The organism is Arthrobacter sp. JUb119 (assembly GCF_024807995.1).
GTDB lineage: Bacteria > Actinomycetota > Actinomycetes > Actinomycetales > Micrococcaceae > Glutamicibacter.
Genome location: NZ_JANUFE010000003.1, coordinates 322,793 through 339,822, shown reverse-complemented (window position 1 = coordinate 339,822; position 17,030 = coordinate 322,793). Strand labels below are relative to the sequence as shown.

At 59.1% G+C, this 17,030-nt stretch carries 17 protein-coding genes; 14 read left to right on the top strand and 3 right to left on the bottom strand.

All coding sequences use genetic code 11. The features are described from left to right. The first annotated feature begins 108 nt into the window (after positions 1-108). The 8 genes from M2368_RS10510 to M2368_RS10475 all read left to right on the top strand — a co-directional run bounded on the left by M2368_RS10510 (position 109) and on the right by M2368_RS10475 (position 9,632). The gene (locus M2368_RS10510; RefSeq protein ID WP_332499257.1) at positions 109-1,230 is read left to right on the top strand and encodes a type III polyketide synthase; all 1,122 of its coding nucleotides are present in this window, start codon (positions 109-111) and stop codon (positions 1,228-1,230) included. After that, positions 1,230-1,943 (top strand): methyltransferase domain-containing protein, encoded by a 714-nt coding sequence (locus M2368_RS10505; protein ID WP_133834137.1) that lies wholly within the window; start codon positions 1,230-1,232, stop codon positions 1,941-1,943. The genes M2368_RS10510 and M2368_RS10505 overlap by 1 nt, the downstream gene beginning before the upstream one ends. Then, positions 1,936-3,069 carry an FAD-dependent oxidoreductase gene (locus M2368_RS10500; RefSeq protein WP_498724423.1) on the top strand — a complete coding sequence of 378 codons (1,134 nt, stop codon included), beginning with the start codon at positions 1,936-1,938 and terminating at the stop codon, positions 3,067-3,069. Before M2368_RS10505 ends, M2368_RS10500 begins: the two co-directional genes overlap by 8 nt. Before the next feature lie 245 nt (positions 3,070-3,314). Beyond that, positions 3,315-3,911, top strand: coding sequence for a hypothetical protein (locus M2368_RS10495; protein ID WP_426733431.1), 597 nt, complete (start codon positions 3,315-3,317; stop codon positions 3,909-3,911). 198 nt (positions 3,912-4,109) lie between these two features. Next, positions 4,110-5,321, top strand: coding sequence for a dual-specificity RNA methyltransferase RlmN (gene rlmN, locus M2368_RS10490; RefSeq protein ID WP_166650787.1), 1,212 nt, complete (start codon positions 4,110-4,112; stop codon positions 5,319-5,321). 94 nt (positions 5,322-5,415) lie between these two features. After that, complete coding sequence (locus M2368_RS10485; RefSeq protein ID WP_286172208.1) at positions 5,416-5,901, top strand: carboxymuconolactone decarboxylase family protein; 486 nt, start codon at positions 5,416-5,418, stop codon at positions 5,899-5,901. Between the two features lie 1,050 nt (positions 5,902-6,951). After that, entirely contained in the window at positions 6,952-9,000 is a 2,049-nt protein-coding gene (locus M2368_RS10480; protein WP_133834133.1) for a bacteriocin-associated integral membrane family protein, read from the top strand. Further along, positions 8,997-9,632: an ATP-binding cassette domain-containing protein gene (locus M2368_RS10475; protein WP_133834132.1), complete on the top strand. Its 636-nt coding sequence runs from the start codon at positions 8,997-8,999 to the stop codon at positions 9,630-9,632. The genes M2368_RS10480 and M2368_RS10475 overlap by 4 nt, the downstream gene beginning before the upstream one ends. Positions 9,633-9,887: 255 nt before the next feature. Here the strand turns inward: M2368_RS10475 and M2368_RS10470 are convergent, their stop codons facing one another. After that, positions 9,888-10,133: a hypothetical protein gene (locus M2368_RS10470; protein WP_133834131.1), complete on the bottom strand. Its 246-nt coding sequence runs from the start codon at positions 10,131-10,133 to the stop codon at positions 9,888-9,890. Positions 10,134-10,348: 215 nt separating this feature from the next. Between M2368_RS10470 and M2368_RS10465 the strand changes: the two genes are divergently transcribed. Together M2368_RS10465 and M2368_RS10460 are read left to right on the top strand one after the other, a co-directional pair. Further along, a complete protein-coding gene (locus M2368_RS10465) occupies positions 10,349-11,539 on the top strand; it encodes a pyridoxal phosphate-dependent aminotransferase (protein ID WP_133834130.1) in 1,191 nt (396 codons plus the stop codon). Positions 11,540-11,649: 110 nt separating this feature from the next. After that, a complete protein-coding gene (locus tag M2368_RS10460) occupies positions 11,650-12,006 on the top strand; it encodes a DUF2695 domain-containing protein (protein WP_332499293.1) in 357 nt (118 codons plus the stop codon). A gap of 3 nt (positions 12,007-12,009) precedes the next feature. On the opposite strand, the gene M2368_RS10455 is transcribed toward M2368_RS10460, so the two are convergent. Then, positions 12,010-12,684: a DedA family protein gene (locus M2368_RS10455; protein WP_365942750.1), complete on the bottom strand. Its 675-nt coding sequence runs from the start codon at positions 12,682-12,684 to the stop codon at positions 12,010-12,012. A 347-nt stretch (positions 12,685-13,031) separates the two neighbouring features. Between M2368_RS10455 and M2368_RS10450 the strand changes: the two genes are divergently transcribed. From M2368_RS10450 to M2368_RS10435, 4 genes are read left to right on the top strand one after another with little or no spacing between them, the layout of a single operon-like run. Further along, complete coding sequence (locus M2368_RS10450) at positions 13,032-13,949, top strand: ABC transporter ATP-binding protein (RefSeq protein WP_133834128.1); 918 nt, start codon at positions 13,032-13,034, stop codon at positions 13,947-13,949. After that, positions 13,946-14,701, top strand: coding sequence for an ABC transporter permease (locus M2368_RS10445; protein WP_105656167.1), 756 nt, complete (start codon positions 13,946-13,948; stop codon positions 14,699-14,701). The genes M2368_RS10450 and M2368_RS10445 overlap by 4 nt, the downstream gene beginning before the upstream one ends. After that, on the top strand, positions 14,638-15,852 hold the full coding sequence (locus M2368_RS10440) for a sensor histidine kinase (protein WP_105656168.1): 1,215 nt from the start codon (positions 14,638-14,640) through the stop codon (positions 15,850-15,852). The genes M2368_RS10445 and M2368_RS10440 overlap by 64 nt, the downstream gene beginning before the upstream one ends. Then, positions 15,849-16,454, top strand: a complete 606-nt coding sequence (locus tag M2368_RS10435) for a response regulator transcription factor (RefSeq protein WP_133834127.1) — start codon at positions 15,849-15,851, stop codon at positions 16,452-16,454. Before M2368_RS10440 ends, M2368_RS10435 begins: the two co-directional genes overlap by 4 nt. Here M2368_RS10435 and M2368_RS10430 read toward each other — a convergent pair. Then, positions 16,451-16,951 carry a DUF456 domain-containing protein gene (locus M2368_RS10430; RefSeq protein WP_208294262.1) on the bottom strand — a complete coding sequence of 167 codons (501 nt, stop codon included), beginning with the start codon at positions 16,949-16,951 and terminating at the stop codon, positions 16,451-16,453. The two genes, M2368_RS10435 and M2368_RS10430, sit on opposite strands and share 4 nt — an antisense overlap. Positions 16,952-17,030 lie beyond the last annotated feature (79 nt).

Sequence of the window (17,030 nt, the reverse complement as noted above, 5' to 3'; positions counted from 1 at the left end):
CGCAGGGGATAGATAATCCACGCGCACGGCGGAACAGAATACCCGGGCTATTGCTGGTAATTCGCCAAAGCTGTTTACCTTCCCCCGCATCGGTCCTAGGCTCGGGTCATGTCAGTGAAGATCCGCACGATTCAAACCGCAGTTCCCGCGACGACCCTGGCCCAGGAAGAGATCCGCGATGTCTTTGCCAGCCAGCCGAACCTGAGCCGGCTGGGTGAACGGCTCATCGCCACCTCGTTCAACTCCGCCGCGATCAGCACCAGGTACAGCTGTGTCGATGAATTCGACCTCTCCCTGCCCGAACCCGAAACTCCGCTGTTCTACGACCGGGTTGAAGGCCGGCTGCTCTCCCCGAGCACCGCCGAACGCAACGGCATCTATGCGAAACAGGCCAGCGCGCTGTTCACGAACGCCGCGAAAAAGGCTCTCGACGCCTGCCCGGACCTTGCCCCGGAAGATATCACCCACGTCATTACCGTCTCCTGCACCGGGTTCTACAACCCGGGTCCGGACTACCAGATCGTACGGGCACTGGGGCTGGCGCCGAGCACGGTGCGCCACCACCTTGGTTTCATGGGATGCTACGCGGCGTTCCCAGCCCTGCGCGCGGCCCGCGACTTCTGCCTGGCCGATCCGCAAGCCACCGTGCTGGTGGTCTGCGCCGAGCTGTGCACCTTGCATGTGCACAGCTCCAATGACCCGGACACCATCATGGGCTCGGCCATCTTCGCCGACGGGGCCGCTGCGGTGATCGTCTCGGCGCAGGGCAGCGGGCTGCTGGAAATGGACGGCTTCGAAACCGTGCTCACCCCGGTGGGCGAGGAGGCCATGGCCTGGAATATCGGCGACCACGGATTCGAGATGGTGCTGGGCACCTACGTTCCGCACATCATCGACGAGCACATCGCCGGGGCGCTGCAGCCGCTCTTGGCCAAGGATGCCGACCCGGAACTCTCCGTGGACCGGATTAGGCACTGGGGTCTGCATCCCGGGGGCCGGGCCATCCTGGACCGGGTGCAAAACCGGCTGGGCCTGGATGACCAGCAGCTGGTGCCAGCCCGCGCGATCCTGGATCGCTACGGGAACATGTCCAGCGCCACGGTGCTATTCGTGCTCAAGGAAATCCTGGAAGCGGCCGCTACGGACGAGGGCGAAAGGGTCTGCTCCATGGCATTCGGTCCGGGGCTGACGGTGGAATCCGGGCTGTTCACCATATGCCGGCAAGGATAATGCTCCGGCTGGCCCGGGCAGCGGAAGCCATCGAGGAAATGGACCGCCCGGATTGCGACCCGGCGCTGCTGCGCCGCACCTACGCCCAGTTCCCTCTGGTCAACCGGGTAGTAGCCGGCTGGCGGGGCAATTACGTGCAGTACATCCGCCCGTTGCTGGCGCGCCGGGTCCGGGCCAGGATTCTGGACGTAGGTAGCGGGGGAGGAGACATTGCGGCGAATCTGGCGCGCTGGGCGCTCGCCGACGGGTTCGAGGTGGCAGTGTGCGGTATCGACCCGGATCCCCGGGCCATCTCCTACGCCCGGCAAGCGCTGCAACGCTGCACGTTGCCGCGCGGGGTACTCGAATTCCGGGAAACAACCAGCACCCGGCTAGCGGCCGACGGCGAGCAGTTCGACTTGGTGCTCTCCAATCACCTGCTGCACCACCTGGGTACGGACCAGCTGCGCCAGTTGCAGGACGAGACCGAGCAATTGTGCACCGGGATCGGGTTGCACAGCGATATCCGGCGTTCCCCGGTGGCGCTGGGCCTGTTCGGGCTGGCGACCCTGCCGCTGGCAGGCAGTTCGCTGATCCGGCGCGATGGCCTGACCTCCATTCGGCGCAGCTTCGTGCCGGGGGAACTGGGGCCATTGCTCCGCTCTGGTTGGGAGGTGCGCACGCAGCGGCCCTACCGCAACCTGCTGCTCTGGGAAGCTGGCGGCCATGGATGACGCCGCGATCATCGGCGCCGGGCCGGTGGGCCTGGCCCTGGCCATAGAGCTCGCCCAAAGTGGGCATGCCGTTCGGGTTTTCGAGCAGCGCAGCGAACCGGTAGCCCACTCGCGCGCTATCGGCCTGCATCCTCCAGCGCAAGAGGTTCTGGCGCGGCTCGGCGTGGGACCGGCGGTGCAGCGCAGCGGTGTGCAAATCCGCGGCGGACTGGGGATCTCGCGCGGGCGGAGCATCGCTTCGATGGATTTCTCCACTATTGGCGGCCGATACCCCTATGTGCTGTCCTTGCCGCAGCAGGACACCGAGCAATTGCTGCGCGAGCGCTTGGAACAGCTGGCACCGGGGTCATTGATGATGGACTGCGCTTTCGAGCAGGTACTCGGGCAATCGGAGCAAGCCGTGGAATTTGCCGCTGGCGGCGTGGTGCACCGGGCCCGGTGGCTGGCCGGAGCTGACGGGGTCCGCTCCGCGGTCCGCACGGATCTCGGGGTGGGCTTTGCCGGAAGAGAACATCGCGACCGCTACCTGATGGGGGACTTCCCGGAGACCACTGGGCTGGCGCACACTGCCGCGCTTTTCCTGCATCAGCAGGGGATTGTCGAGTCCTTCCCGCTGCCCGGTGCGCGGCGGCGCTGGGTGGTGCGCATCGAGCAAATGCAGGTCGATGATTCGCCGGGCATGCTGGCCCAGACCATCTTGGATCGCACCGGATACCTTCTTGACGCCGAGGCCTGCACGATGACCAGCAACTTCGGCACTGCCACCCGGATGGTGCCCTCGATGGTCCATGGGCGCGTGGTGCTGCTGGGCGATGCGGCCCACCAGATCAGCCCGATCGGCGGGCAGGGGCTGAGCTTGGGGCTGGCTGATGCGCAGGCGGTGGCGCACCTCATCGCTGCCAGGGCGCCCATGGGAGCACTGGATAATCGCCGGCTCGGGGCAGCGCGCAGTGCGGCCCGTCGTGCGCAGGTGAACATTCTGTTGGGTCGTGCCCTGCCGCGCTGGGCTGTCCCGCTGCGGGATTCGGCGATGTCCCGGCTGGCCTCCAGTGCCTGGTTGCAGGGGAAGGTGGCGCGAGACTTCACGATGACCGGTCGCGGGCAGCGTTCGGTTCCCGTTGCGTGACGAAAGGGCAACGTTTCGATGACTGGTTGCGAACGGAGCATCTATCCGGATGGCGCCCAGATGCGGTGAGAGTGCATATGAGGGCCGGAGCGCAACAGCACGGCCAGACCCGCTGCCGGCCAGCGTGCATTGCGTCCGGATAACTCTTATGTCTATCTATTGAATTAACCGGAGTGGTGGTCGCACACTGGACGGCATCACTTGCGCGTGCATCGAGGCATGCGAAGCGGAAAGGACCCATCATCATGAAGAAAAAGACTGGTGCAGTGCTGTGCGCCGCAGGCACCGCGATTTTGGCGCTGAACGCGCTTGTCCCCGCTTCGGCGGCACCCCCGGAAAAGACCGACACCACCTGGCTCATGGGCGAGGTAGCCCATGTCGGAACCCTCGACGGTTTTGCCGGCAACTCGCACCTGATCAGCTTCTTCGCACGCACAACCGGCTCAGGGGATGCGACAGTGGTGAACTTCGACTGCCCAGCAGGAGAAATGCCGTCATGGGATCCGGACAGCGGTTGCGAGACGCTGGGCGCTGTGGGAATGTACGGCGATGCGCTGGAAGTGCACATCGAGAAGCAGCTCGCCAACGGCTCGGTCAGCGGAGAAGTCAGGGTTTACCTGGGTGAAACCGACCATGGCGAGCCCCTCTGGGGCGAAACCTTCCAGCTGGAGGCGGTCATGGCCGGCACCGGTGATGCGGTGGTCACCCGCGAGCACCAGGATGGATTCCGGCACTGGAGCAAAGACCGACCGGCCTCTGCCACCAGCGGGCATCTGGGGGACATGGACCTTGCCGGTGCCGTGGGCAACCTCGGCCACCTGAAGGAATCCTTCAAGTACTGAACACCCGAATGCAGCTGTGCCGCGCCGCCGGTAGATTGGCGGTGCGGCACTGTTTTTGCGTGCCCAAACTCACCGCCAAATACTCGCGGATACATGAAACAATAGGTAGCAATGACTTCCATCGATTCCACCCCACTTTCCGCCGAAGAACGCAAGGCACTGCGCAATGAGCAGGCCGCGGCCCAGCGCGCCCAGCAGATGCGCATCTCCAAGTCCCGAGCCGAAGCCGAAGGCCGCGCCCAGGTCGTTCCAACCGCCGAAGGCTGGAAGCAGGAGATGGGTGCCGATGGTCGTCCAGAGCTGCAGTTCGCCACCAAGCGCCGTGTCTCCCAGCCGCCAACGCACCTGGCTGACCTGTCCCTGGCCGAGCGCCAGGCCAAGCTGAAGGAACTGGGACTGCCGGCCTTCCGCGCCAAGCAGCTCTCCGTGCACTACTTCCAGCACTACACCACCGACCCGGAGAAGATGAGCGATCTTCCCAAGGAGCGCCGTGCGGAACTGGCCGAGGCCATGTTCCCGAAGCTGCTCACCGAGGTCAAGCGCCTGGAAACCGATGATGGCAAGACCATCAAGTTCCTCTGGCGCCTGTTCGACGGCTCGCTGGTCGAGTCCGTGCTGATGCGCTATCCGGGCCGCATCACCCTGTGCATTTCCTCGCAGTGCGGCTGTGGCATGAACTGCCCGTTCTGCGCCACCGGCCAGGCGGGCTTGACCCGCAACATGTCCACCGCTGAAATCCTGGACCAGATCGTCCAGGCCAACCGCGTGATCGCCGAAGGCGGACTGGGCGGACGCCAGCACCCCGAGGAGCGCGTGGGCAACATCGTGTTCATGGGCATGGGCGAGCCGCTGGCCAACTACAAGCGCGTGATGAACGCCGTGCACCGCATGGTCGCCGATGCCCCCGAGGGCTTGGGCATGGCCGCCCGCGGCATCACCGTCTCCACCGTTGGCCTGGTTCCGGCGATCCGCAAGCTGACCGAGGAGAATGTCCAGGTCACCTTCGCGCTGTCGCTGCATGCGCCGGATGACGAGCTGCGCGACGAGCTGATCCCGGTCAACTCGCGCTGGAAGGTCGACGAGGCACTGGATGCCGCGTACGACTACTACGTGAAGACCGGTCGCCGTGTCTCCATCGAGTACGCGCTGATCAAGGACATGAACGACCACGAATGGCGTGCAGAAATGCTGGCCAAGAAGCTGAACGCGCGCGGCCGCGGCTGGGTGCACGTGAACCCGATTCCGCTGAACCCGGTGCCGGGCTCCATTTGGACCCGCAGCGAACCGGATATCACATCCAAGTTCGTTCGCCGCCTCGATGAGCTCGGCGTGCCAACCACGCTGCGTGATACCCGAGGCAAGGAAATCGACGGCGCCTGCGGCCAGCTCGCAGCCGACGGCGACAAGTAGCATTTACCGTGGAGACCAGCTTTCGCTGGTCTCCACGATGCGTTAACGAGCCCTCTTCGTGCAGGAGAGCTACGACTGCATGTATGGTTCTGATATGGCCGTTTCAGACCCGCTTTTCCTTGATAAGACCAATCCAGAGCTATGGAACTCGATTGGCAGATTTTCCAAAGATGTCGCCAAGTCCTACCGCGCAGCCGGAATCAGCGACCGCACCGCCGAGCTGGTCAACCTGCGCGTCTCGCAGATCAATGGATGTGCCTACTGCCTGGACCTGCATGCCCGCAATGCACTGGACGCAGGGGAGAGCCTCCAACGCATCAACCTGCTGAGCACATGGGATGAATGCGGCGGCCTGTTTAGCGAAGAAGAATGCGCAGCACTAGCCATCGCTGAAGCCGCTACCGACCTGCCCAAGCCAGAAGAGCGTATCGCCGCGGTGGCATCGGCCCGTCTGGTGCTCAGCGATGAGCAAGTGGCAGCCATCCAATGGATCGCTGTGGCCATGAACGCCTTCAACCGGATTTCGATCCTTTCCCGTCACCCGGTCAAGGAACGCGAACTGGAAAAGACGGGCAAATAGCCAACGGCCGCCGCTTCATACTTTGAATTCGTTTCGCTGGTGCCCGCCACGTGATGACCAACGAATTCCTCCACAGAGTGCCCGGCATAAAGTTTCTATCTTTGACTAGTGCTTTGGCACGATCTCCTGCGCCGACGTATCCTTTATCCGCTCAAGTAGGCAGACCCCATGCCGGGCTGTGCCACACAATGCAGGCAACCTCTGTTCTCAGGCAGTAGTGAGTTAGTGGGTTGCCCTGAACCCTACCGGTGAAACATGAGCCGGGTAGTCCTGAGGGGCATGGGACAGCTGAAAATTGAAGCGTGTTTATCGGTCATGCGGATAAATGCGGGTTAAAAATACATTGCAAGCGTGCAGGTCACAAAATACCCGACCCTCATCTCCTGAGGGGACTTTTGGACAGGAGATTCAGGCCTATCAGGTACTGCAGTCGTCCTGAACTGATGTCCTAGACGGAAAGTTTGATGCGTTACATTTGCAATACTGGATCTGAAGAAATTTCTTGAAAACTATAGTAAACCCATGGTGAGTACAGTGTTTTTGGAAAGATTGTGAAGTTAACGGTAATCTTTTCCAGCAAGTCATTGTTCGGCTGTTGGTTTTACTTTCGTGGGACGCTTCTCGACGAGGCTTGCGGTTAGTCATTCACTACATCTTCAGATTAGGAATCTTCTGCGTGAAAGTTCGCTTTAGAAAGTTGATCGTCAAATTTTCGTTGATCGCCCTTGTTGCGGCAATGTTCACTCCGGCCGCTGCCGCGTCTGCTGTTGCCTCGACAGAGTGGTATTACGGAACCACGTCAAAATCTTGGACTCAAACATACGTGTGGTCGAGATGGGATTATCCATTCAAAAAACATGGAGTATCTGCTGAGGGCGATGTAGGCGGGCTCAAACGCTCTGCTTGCAAAGCGCCTGGGGTTCGCGCTTATGCAGAATCGGTCTATTCGACTTGGGGTGGCTCTCACCGCGCCTACCATAGATACTGCTAGGGAGTTTGATTGGTCGGGAAGGGTATTCTTGCTCTTCCCGATTTCAACGTGATACCAATATGAAGCATTCTGGTTTCCGCTTTGCTGTAGTTGTAATTTCCCTTTATGCAGCATTCGCAAGTTTTATGTTTAGCATTCTTGCTGACGAATCGGCATACCCAGGTTCTGTTGCCGTGCAGGTTTCTGGCGAAAAAGCCTCTGTTGGCAGTGATTCTCTTTCGGAATTGCTCAATGGTGCAGCGCAGGAGGCCGACGCCGTAATCCTAAGAGAAGTTAGAGATCTTCATGATCCAAAGGTTCGTCATGCCTATCTCAGTGAGGCTGGTTCGTCACGTCCTGAGCAATCGTGGTTGAACGAGGGGTATCCAACCTTTAGTAATTCGGTTTCGACCATTGTTCATTCGGCTTCAGAACTTACGGGGGTTGATCCACGCGGAAGGTATTTCGTATTTGGTGACGATGGGGCCCCCGGGGAGCTAATCGCTCAATTCGAAAGAATCGGGCTTGATGTCAAAGTCAGCGAGATCGGTTTTCACCTTGGGGAGGCGTTCACGTGGTTCCTAACAGGAATGATCGGTTCAGCTTCCTACGTGGTAATTCTTCTCGTGATCCTTTTGGTGACCGTTACGACGATTAATAATATTAAGATGTATTCCATTAGGCAGCTTAATGGCATGTCTAAGAACCAAGCCATTATGGATGATCTGCGTAGATTGATTCCGTTTGCCGTTTGGGTAATGGTTGCGAGCATCGTTTCTGGAACACTTGGCCTATTTCTATATAATGGCTTGAATCAATTTAGCTCCGTACTTAAAGTCTGGTTCTGCATAGAGCTGATTGGGGTACTTCTTGCAATCATCGTTCATATGCTAGCTGTGCACGTTGTTTGGTCAGTCGACGTACTTGCTGGTATCAAGGGCAAATTGGGATTCTCGGCCGCATCCGCACTTGCATACCTGATCCGTATTCCTGGCCTAATCGTGGCAATTTCATTAGTGACTTCGTCGTTTGCCTCGGCGCAAGTTGCCTTGGAATCCCATGAGGCGAGGCAGCAACTTTCGAAGGCAGGAAATGCGGCAACCATTTTGTTCGGAGGTAGCGCTGCTTTGGAAGAAGAAGATGAACTCGCATATTCGTCCGGAAAATGGCTCAAGGAACAAGACTCCTTAGGGAATCTTCTGGTAGCAGTTCCTCTAGAAGTTGAAGGTGCTACAGGTCAATTGTCCACGGCGTTACTGGTCAATAATTCATACATAAAAGAGAGTGGACTTGTTTCGAGCGATGGCAAGCAGATCTCCTACGTGCCACCTGAAAGCGTAAAAGTTTTACTCCCAGATGGTCTTCAGCTGTCACAGCAGGAGATTGCTGACCTTCTTGAAATCGGAGGGTCATTTGACCCTGATTATGCGGATAATCTAATAGTCGAAACGATTCCGGACGAGCAGGATTTTTCCCTGTATGAACCAGAACCTGACGGTGAAAGTAGGCCGCAGTCATTGTCTGATGTTCCGCTGATCTTGTACGGAGCTCAGTCTGATCTTGTTAGAGATGATGACTTCATGGCTTTTGCAAGCCAAGGGCGAGTTCTGTTCAAGGACTTCCAAACGGCAGTTGCTGTGACTCCCTCGCAGTATTTAAGGTCATGGATTGCCGCATACATTCCCATTGCACAAAAAGCTGCAGATGAATATTCAACCAGAGTCATGGAGCTGCGGATTCGCTCTGTCACAGCGTTGCTCTCTTTGGTCGTGCTTTTGGCGACAGCAGTCGGAATGGCTCAAATTCATGTTCGAGGAAACGCGCGTCTCATTCTTGTGAAGTACCTTCATGGGTGGGATTTCTTCAATACTCACAAGAAACTTTTCTCGTTCGAGGTGGTACTTGCTGGACTAGTTGTATTCGGAATTATTTTAAATGAGACGATCCACTACATAGGATTGGCCCCAGCGGATCAGAGCGGTCGAGTTCATGGACAAGCTACTGCAATTGATATTTGGCAACCATGGGCAGTGTTGCTGGTATGTCTGATAAATATTGTGGTTCTAGTAATCTCCTTGCGCAGTAGAACGAACATATTGATCCGTAACCGATCGGAGGAGACTGCGTGACCGGCGTAGTAGTTTCAAAGGCAAGCAAATTATTCGGAAATCGTTGGCTTTTTAGTGATCTAGACATAAATGTATCTGCGGGACAGCTGACTGCAATCACCGGTCCATCGGGAAGTGGGAAATCGACCCTGCTAAATTGCATCGGTCTGCTGGATAAGTTGGACCGTGGCCAGATTCTTGTCGGAGGCAGGGATATCTCAAGATTGTCCGCAGAGCGTCAACGCAAGTTCCGACGCGACATTGTTGGATACATGTTTCAAGACTATGCATTAGTGGAAAATGCGACTGTCCAAGAAAACCTTGAGATTGCCCTCGTGGCAAAAGGTCGTTCGATGGTTAGATCCGCTGATTTCGATGGTGCGTTGGAGCGAGTTGGGTTACCTCGGCGTCAGCGTGAACCGGTTTATCAGTTATCAGGAGGAGAACAACAACGAGTTGCATTGGCTCGTTTGATCCTTAAGGCTCCCTCCGTTGTTATCGCTGATGAACCAACAGGCGCCCTTGACTCAGAAAATGAGCAGATGGTGCTCAACGAGTTGGAACGTATCGCTTCTGAAGGAGCTTCGGTGCTGATTGCTACCCATTCAAGTACGGTGGCGAATGCATGCTCAGAGATTATTTCACTGGAGTAAAACACGGTATGCCCTGTTCAAGCGACAACTGCATGGACTGGTCATCGGGACGTAGAAAACTGTTTATTGAACTTATTCAGCAGACTGAGTTTGGAATTACTCTCAGGGGCCTCGACCGCTGAATAGACAGTATCGCGCATAGTGCTTCAGTACAGAAGCCTGTCTCCGGCGCATAAGTAGCACGCACCTTCGAAAAGAAGAACAATTAACAATCGGCCTCCGCTTCCTAGAAGGAAACGGAGGCCGATTGATTTCTTAGGCGTTAGCCTGGCGTACAGCTTCGGTGTAGCGGCGTTCAAATTCAGGTGCGGAAACCAGTTCGCGCTCAACCCGGAATGAGGTCTCATCCACGCCGAGCACTGCAGCGATCAGGGTCCGGGTGTAAGGCGCGATCTTGCGGGACTTGCGAGTAGAAGTGACGCGATCCAACTCAGGAACCCAAACGTTCCACCAGCCAGCTTCCTTGCCCACTACTGCCTTGAAAACGCGCTGTTCGCTCATCTGATGCCCTATCTTTCTACGCCGTGATAACTGGCGGCTTGCCGTCTGCTTCCATGATCCACTAGCTACCTGAACACGACAAGTCACCAGCAATGCTCTTGAGCACTGGCCACCACCAGAACCGGTCACGAACGGCCGATGATGTGGCCTTCGGGAGCTGAGCCGATAGCCTTGAAAAAGATAGCTTCAGCGCACCAGTGAAAAGAAGGACGACAGTGCAAGCCTCGAAACGTTCCCAGGTAGCCCCATTTGAAGTGATGCAGATTGTTGATCAGGTAGCCACCATGCGCGCTGCCGGAGACGACGTCATCTCACTGTGCGTGGGGGAGCCCGGTGGAGGAGCACCGGCTGCCGTGAATGACCTGGCCGCGAAGCTGCATGCCGAGCATGCCGACTTCGGGTACACCTCAACCGCGGGCCTGCTCGAAACCCGACAGGCCTTATCGAAGCACTACCAAGACACCTACGGGGTGCAGATCCCCGCAAAGAACTTCGTGATGACCACCGGTTCCTCCGGTGCATTCCAGCTTTCGTTCTTGGCAGCCTTCGATGCCGGAGACGTGGTGGCGCTGGCCCGTCCCGGCTACCCGGCCTACGCCAATATTCTGGGTGCCCTGGGGTTGGAAGTTATTGACTTGCCCACCGGTGCAGCGCAGCGTTACCAGCCCACCGTGCAGCTGCTTGAGGCGGCCAAGAAGGAGCATGGACGCCTCGATGGGCTGGTTGTTGCGTCGCCGAATAATCCCACCGGAACCATGTTCAGCGCCGGCGAGCTCTCAGACTTGGCCATCTGGTGCGAAGCCAATGATGTTCGGCTGATTAGCGATGAAATCTATCACGGCATTGAATTCGTCCCAGACCGCAAGGGACACACCTCGTGGGAGTTCTCCCGCTCGTCCATCGTTGTCTCATCCTTCTCCAAATACTGGGGGATGACCGGCTGGCGCCTGGGCTGGATGATCGTGCCCGATGAGCTAGTGCCAACGGTGGACGCACTGGCTTCGAACCTCGCCTTATGCGCTCCAGCGCCAGCACAGCGCGCGGTGGTAGCTGCCTTTGAACAGCAGAGCCTCGATGAAGCCAATGAGCGCGTGGCCGAGTTCGCCCGCACCCGAGCCCACGTGTTGGAGCACTTCAGCAGCCTGGGCATCAGCGAGGCAGCTCCCGCCGATGGGGCTTTCTACCTCTACGGCCGGTTGGCCCCCGAAGTCTTGGAGCATTTCGGTTCTGCGGGCAAATACTGCCAAGCGGTTTTGGAGCATGCGCATGTGGCACTAACCCCTGGAGGCGACTTTGATCCGTTCGAAGGCCACCTGTATATCCGCTTGTCCTTCGCAGCCGGATATGAGCGTGTGGCAGAAGCCCTGGAACGCGTTGCGGCTTTCCTCCGGCAGAGCTTGGCATGAAGCTAGTTTTCCACATTAGGTGAGCAATGCGCTGCGCGTGGCGCTTCAAAATGGACAGTGGATGGCAGTAACGCTTCGTTACTGCCATCCACTGTTTCAAGGAGCCACCAATGCCTGCAGTACTCGAACCTGTCGAACATGAATGCCTTGCGTGCTATTTGTATCGTGCGGTCTGCGCGCAAGGATGCGACGGGACCCATCTCTCCCTCCTGTCTTATCGCGATGCGAGCGCTCCGCGAGCTACCGCGATTGACCGGAAAATGCAGCTGCTGGGCGGATTCTGCGACTGCGAAGTGCTGGCCAATGCCATCCGCCCGATCACGCGTGAAGCGATTCAAGCCGTGGACAATGACGAAAATCTTGTCTGCAAAGGAGTACGCCGCGGCACAATCCAACCATGTGAACATTGGTTGATGCGCCGCGGCGTACAGTGGGGCGGCGGTCAGTTCCGCCGCCGAAGTGCTTGAAGATCAGTTTTCGGGGGTCTTGCTCTTCGGCTTGCGGGCCTTGAGCAGCTCAACACCAATAGGGATCACCGAGATGAGGACGATCAGGATGAAGATCAGGTCGATGTTCTCTTCGATCCAGGTGAATTGGCCCAGCCAATAACCCAGCAATGTGACGCCGATTCCCCACAGGGCGGCACCGATCAGGTTGTAGAGGATGAAGGTCTTGTGGTTCATCTTCGCTACGCCAGCGATTACCGGGACGAAGGTGCGGACCACTGGAACGAAGCGTGCCAGGATCACCGCGCGGCCGCCGAACTTCTCGAAGAACTCGTGGGCCCGCTCAACGTTCTTCTGCGAGAAGAAGCGGGAATCCGGTTTCTTGAAGATGGCAGGTCCGGATTTCTTGCCAATGATGTAGCCGGTCTGGTCACCTGCGAAGGCGCAGACAAAGATCGCGGCGGCGAAGAGCCACAACGGAATCTGGATGGTGCCGGTGGCAATGAGCATGCCAACGGTGAAGAGCATCGAGTCGCCTGGCAGGAAGAAGCCCACCAGCAAGCCGGTCTCGGCGAAGACAATGGCGCAAACCAGCAGCAAGACCCATGGGCCAAGCGCGGGGTTGTTCAGGAAGACGACTGGGTTCAACCAGTCGGGCAGGAAAGCCGCGCCCATGGTTGGAGCCGCATAATCGGTCACAAGGGAAAGAAACGAAGAATGATCTAGCACAGCAAAAATCCTACGTGAGTACGCTGTGAGTTTCCCAGAGTGCCATCCGTAATCTCTGATGGGGGACAACCCGGCCACAAGGGCGAAAATCTCCAAGTTGTTCGTTGACCCGTAGTGATCATGGCTTTTCACGGGGCCAGCAACGAGAGCCGGGGGAACAATGGGAAGCGGCAAGTTGCCAAGCTCACAGCGGGATTCGACGTAAAAGTCGGCGAGGTTGCATCGAGCCACTTGGAATCGGTCCATGACAACGGTCATGGGCAACGCATGACTTTCTGCTCTTCTGCACACCCGGCAAAGGGTGAAGACTATGAAGCATGGAAACGCTGATTAGAACGAATGCAGTTTCGCTCAGCGGCTTGAAGAAGACCTTCTCAACGCCGCGCAGCAAAGTTGAAGCAGTCAAGGGCATTGACCTGCAGATCCAGACCGGACAGATCGTGGCCTTCCTGGGTCCCAATGGAGCTGGCAAGACGACAACCGTGGACATGATCCTGGGCCTGACCCAACCCACCGGAGGGTCGGTGGAGATCCTCGGCTTGGATCCGCGCCAAGCCATCTCCGCTGGGCGGGTCTCTGCCGTCTTGCAAACCGGCGGGTTGCTGCGCGATATGACCGTCAAGGAGACAGTGTCAGTCATCGCCCACATGCATGAGCAAGCAGATCGCGTTGGGCCGGTCATGGAACGCACGGGGCTGGATAAGATCGCCAAGCGGCGCGTGGGCAAATGCTCTGGCGGCGAGCAGCAGCGCATCAAGTTCGCTCTGGCTCTGCTGCCCGACCCGGATGTACTGATCCTCGATGAGCCAACTGCCGGAATGGACGTGATGGCCCGCCGGGATTTCTGGGCCACGATGCGAGAAGAAGCCACCGAAGGGCGCACCGTCATTTTCGCCACGCACTATCTGGAAGAAGCCCAGAACTTCGCAGAACGCACTGTGCTGATGAGCCAAGGCCGCATTGTCGCCGATGGAGCCACCGAAGAGCTGCGCAAGCTCATCTCCGGACGCACCGTCAGCGCTTCCTTCCCCTCGGCGGAGCATGCCGAACGAGCCGGAGCTTTTGATAATTCGGTGCAGGTAGCCGAACGCAACGGATTGCGCTTCGCTTTCCACAGCGCCGATTCGGATCGCTTCGCGGCCGCCCTGCTCGCCGACTACCAGGGCTACGACCTGGAAATTTCCTCGCCGAGCCTGGAAGAGGCCTTCATCCAGCTGACCAAGGACGCATCATGATGAGCACCTACATCCGCGTGGAATTCGCACGGCACTTCCGCGATGGGTACAACCTGATCTTCGCCCTGCTGCTGCCCGCAGCCATGTACATCCTGTTCGGCAACATCCCCAGTTACACCGAGTTCGAGCTGGGCGCAGGCAACGTGAAGTTCTATCTGATGATTTCCATGGCAGCCTACGGGGCGGCGGTCAGCACTGTGGCAATCGCCGGGACCGTGGCCACCGAAACCATGCAGGGATGGGGCAGGCAAATTGCCTTGACCAAAATGCCGCCGGCCATGTTCGTCAGCAGCAAGATGATCGTCGCGGCCACGGTAGCCGGTGCCTCGGCAGCAGTAGTCTTCGCCCTGGGCGCCGCGACTGGAGCCGAAGTGCAAGAAGGGTGGATCTGGGGAGCGAGCTACCTGATCATCCTGCTCGGCGCCATGGTCTTCGCCTGCTACGGCATCGGGGTGGGCATGGTGTTCAAATCCGAATCGGCCCTGGGCCTGGCCTCAGGCTTGATGGTGTTCTTCGCCTTCTTCGGCAATGTCTTCATGCCCCTGGAAGGAGGCATGCTCGACGCGGCCCGCTTCACCCCGATGTACGGCTACGTAGCACTGGCCCGCTACCCATTGCTCAAGGACATGCCCGCCGGAGTCGAAATGGCCCCGGACGCATTGTGGATCCCAACCGCTAACCTAGTGGCATGGGCACTCATCTTCGTTCTCTTCGCGGTACTCGCCACCAGGAAGGCCAAGGCACGCCAGTGAGCCGCAACCTGCCCGGCGCCGCGCCAGCGGACGATCCGCTCTGCGAGATCGACGAGGACCAGAAATTCTGGGATCGCCGAGGCTGGCTGATCGCCGGCGTCTGGGTGATCTTCCTGGTCTTCCCGGTGCTGGACCTTCTCGTGGAAGACTACACGCTGCCCACCCGGATCATCGGCCTGGCGCTGATCGCCCTCTTCGCCGCCGTCTACCTGCAGTCGTACGCCAAATTCTCCCAGAACATCGGGCAAGGCGGAACCAGCGCTCGCAGGGCGCATGCGAACTTCCTGGTCCTCTGCGCGATTATCGCCCTGGGCATCCCGGTCATCGGGCTGACCACCATGGGGCTCTTCCCCTTCATCACCTCCTTCGCGATCTTCTTGCTCAGCAGGAAGTGGGCCATCGCGGCCTACGCCGCGGTGCTGGTGCTCAGTTTCGCGCTGCCGATCGTCTACGGGCAGTTCATGGACGCGATCTTCCTGATCGGCCTGAACCTCGTGCTGATGGTGGTGTACGCGATTACCGTGGCCGCCATTCGGCGCTCGGCCGCAGCAGAAAAGATCCGCAGCGACTACCTGCTGGTCGCCGAGCAGGAACGCGTGGCCAGGGACGTGCATGACGGCATCGGGCATTCGCTGACCGCATTGAATTTGAAGGCGCAGCTGGCCCTGCGCCTGATGGACCAGGAACAGTACGCCCAGGCCCGCGGGGAACTGGAACAACTCAGCGCCCTGGCCGTGGACGCGCTGGACTCCGTGCGCACGACGGTGCAGGGGCTCAGCCGCCAGGACCTGGCCGGGGAACTGGCCGAGCTGCAGCAGGCGTGCGACGACAACAACCTCGAGTTCACCGTGGCAGGAACCGCCGAGCAAGTCCCGATGCAGCTGCGTTCGCATGTGGCATGGATCCTGCGCGAAGCGGTCACCAATGTGCTGCGCCACGCGCACGCCAGCACCATCGTGCTGCATCTGGAACCCGGAAAAGTCAGCGTCGATGACGACGGGGATGGCCTGCAAGCCAGCACGCCAGGCCACGGCATCCGGGGAATGCAGGAACGCGCCAAGCAATTCGGTGCCAGTTGTACAGTAGGGGCATCGCGGCTGGGCGGAACCAGCGTGCAAGTGGCCTTCGAGGCAGAGGGGAGTGCAGCGTGATCCGGATTCTCATCGCCGATGACCAGCACCTGGTCCGGGGCGCGCTGGCAGCCTTGCTGAACCTCGAAGAAGACATCCACGTCGTTGCGCAATGCGCCGACGGTGACGAGGTCGCCGCCGCACTGGATGCGCACCCCGCCGACATCGCGTTGCTGGATGTGCAGATGCCGCGGCACGACGGGCTGCGCACCGCAGCAGAACTCAAGGCCAGCCACGCCGGGGTGAAGGTGCTGATCCTGACCACCTTTGACCGTCCCGGATATTTCCGCCAGGCCTTCGAAGCCGGAGCGCACGGCTTCCTGGTCAAGGATTCTCCGCCGGCCGAGCTGATTGCCGCCATCCGCAGGGTCTATTGCGGGGACAAGGTAGTGGATCCGCAGCGTGCCATGCTTAGCGTGGAGAGCCGCAGCAACCCGCTAACCGGGCGTGAGCGCGAGATCCTTTCACTGGCCGCCTCCGGCTCGCCGGTATCGCAGATTGCCTCGGCGGTGCACCTGTCGGTGGGAACTGTGCGCAACCACCTGTCCAATGCGATCGGCAAAACCAGCACTGCCAATCGCATCGAGGCCGCGCGCTACGCCCGCGAGATGGGCTGGATCTAGCGCGTTACGAAGTGGGTAATCAGGCCGATGACCCAAATGGAGGAGGCCAGCAGCACGCAGCCGAATTCCACGACGATGCCCAGGCCCATGGCCTTCAACGCAGCCCAGGAGGAGCCGAGTGCGCCGGAGACTTCGCGCCGGCGCACGCTTTCACCGGCGAATAGGCCCACTGCGAAACCGACGAACATGCCGATCACGGGAATGAGGAAAGCACCGGCGATGGCACCCACGACCGCAAAGAGAATGGAACCCTTGGGGATTTGATGTTCCTTGAGTTTCTTGCCGGTCAGGATCGCAGAGGCGGACCAGCCCAGCAGGGCGATCGCCATGCCCAGGCCGGCCGCCCACCAGGAAGCGCCGGAACCCAGCAGCCAGCCCCAGCCCAAGAGCGTGCCGATCGTCAGCAACGAGCCGGGCAGCACCGGGAAGATGGTGCCTAATGCCGATACGACTAGCAGCAGCCCGGCGATGATCGTGTAAATAATTTGTGCATCCACATGCCCAGTTTCGCACACTGCATCCTTACATGAGGCGAACTGCCAAGCAGGACGAGAATTCAGGGGTATTTGTTCCGAA

Bases quoted from the DNA above. Each gene is read 5' to 3' on its own strand.
- M2368_RS10510 (WP_332499257.1), top strand. From the start codon at position 109: ATGTCAGTGAAGATCCGCACGATTCAAACCGCAGTTCCCGCGACGACC.
- M2368_RS10505 (WP_133834137.1), top strand. From the start codon at position 1,230: ATGCTCCGGCTGGCCCGGGCAGCGGAAGCCATCGAGGAAATGGACCGC.
- M2368_RS10500 (WP_498724423.1), top strand. From the start codon at position 1,936: ATGGATGACGCCGCGATCATCGGCGCCGGGCCGGTGGGCCTGGCCCTG.
- M2368_RS10495 (WP_426733431.1), top strand. From the start codon at position 3,315: ATGAAGAAAAAGACTGGTGCAGTGCTGTGCGCCGCAGGCACCGCGATT.
- rlmN (WP_166650787.1), top strand. From the start codon at position 4,110: ATGCGCATCTCCAAGTCCCGAGCCGAAGCCGAAGGCCGCGCCCAGGTC.
- M2368_RS10485 (WP_286172208.1), top strand. From the start codon at position 5,416: ATGGCCGTTTCAGACCCGCTTTTCCTTGATAAGACCAATCCAGAGCTA.
- M2368_RS10480 (WP_133834133.1), top strand. From the start codon at position 6,952: ATGAAGCATTCTGGTTTCCGCTTTGCTGTAGTTGTAATTTCCCTTTAT.
- M2368_RS10470 (WP_133834131.1), bottom strand. From the start codon at position 10,133: ATGAGCGAACAGCGCGTTTTCAAGGCAGTAGTGGGCAAGGAAGCTGGC.
- M2368_RS10460 (WP_332499293.1), top strand. From the start codon at position 11,650: ATGCCTGCAGTACTCGAACCTGTCGAACATGAATGCCTTGCGTGCTAT.
- M2368_RS10450 (WP_133834128.1), top strand. From the start codon at position 13,032: ATGGAAACGCTGATTAGAACGAATGCAGTTTCGCTCAGCGGCTTGAAG.
- M2368_RS10445 (WP_105656167.1), top strand. From the start codon at position 13,946: ATGATGAGCACCTACATCCGCGTGGAATTCGCACGGCACTTCCGCGAT.
- M2368_RS10440 (WP_105656168.1), top strand. From the start codon at position 14,638: ATGGGCACTCATCTTCGTTCTCTTCGCGGTACTCGCCACCAGGAAGGC.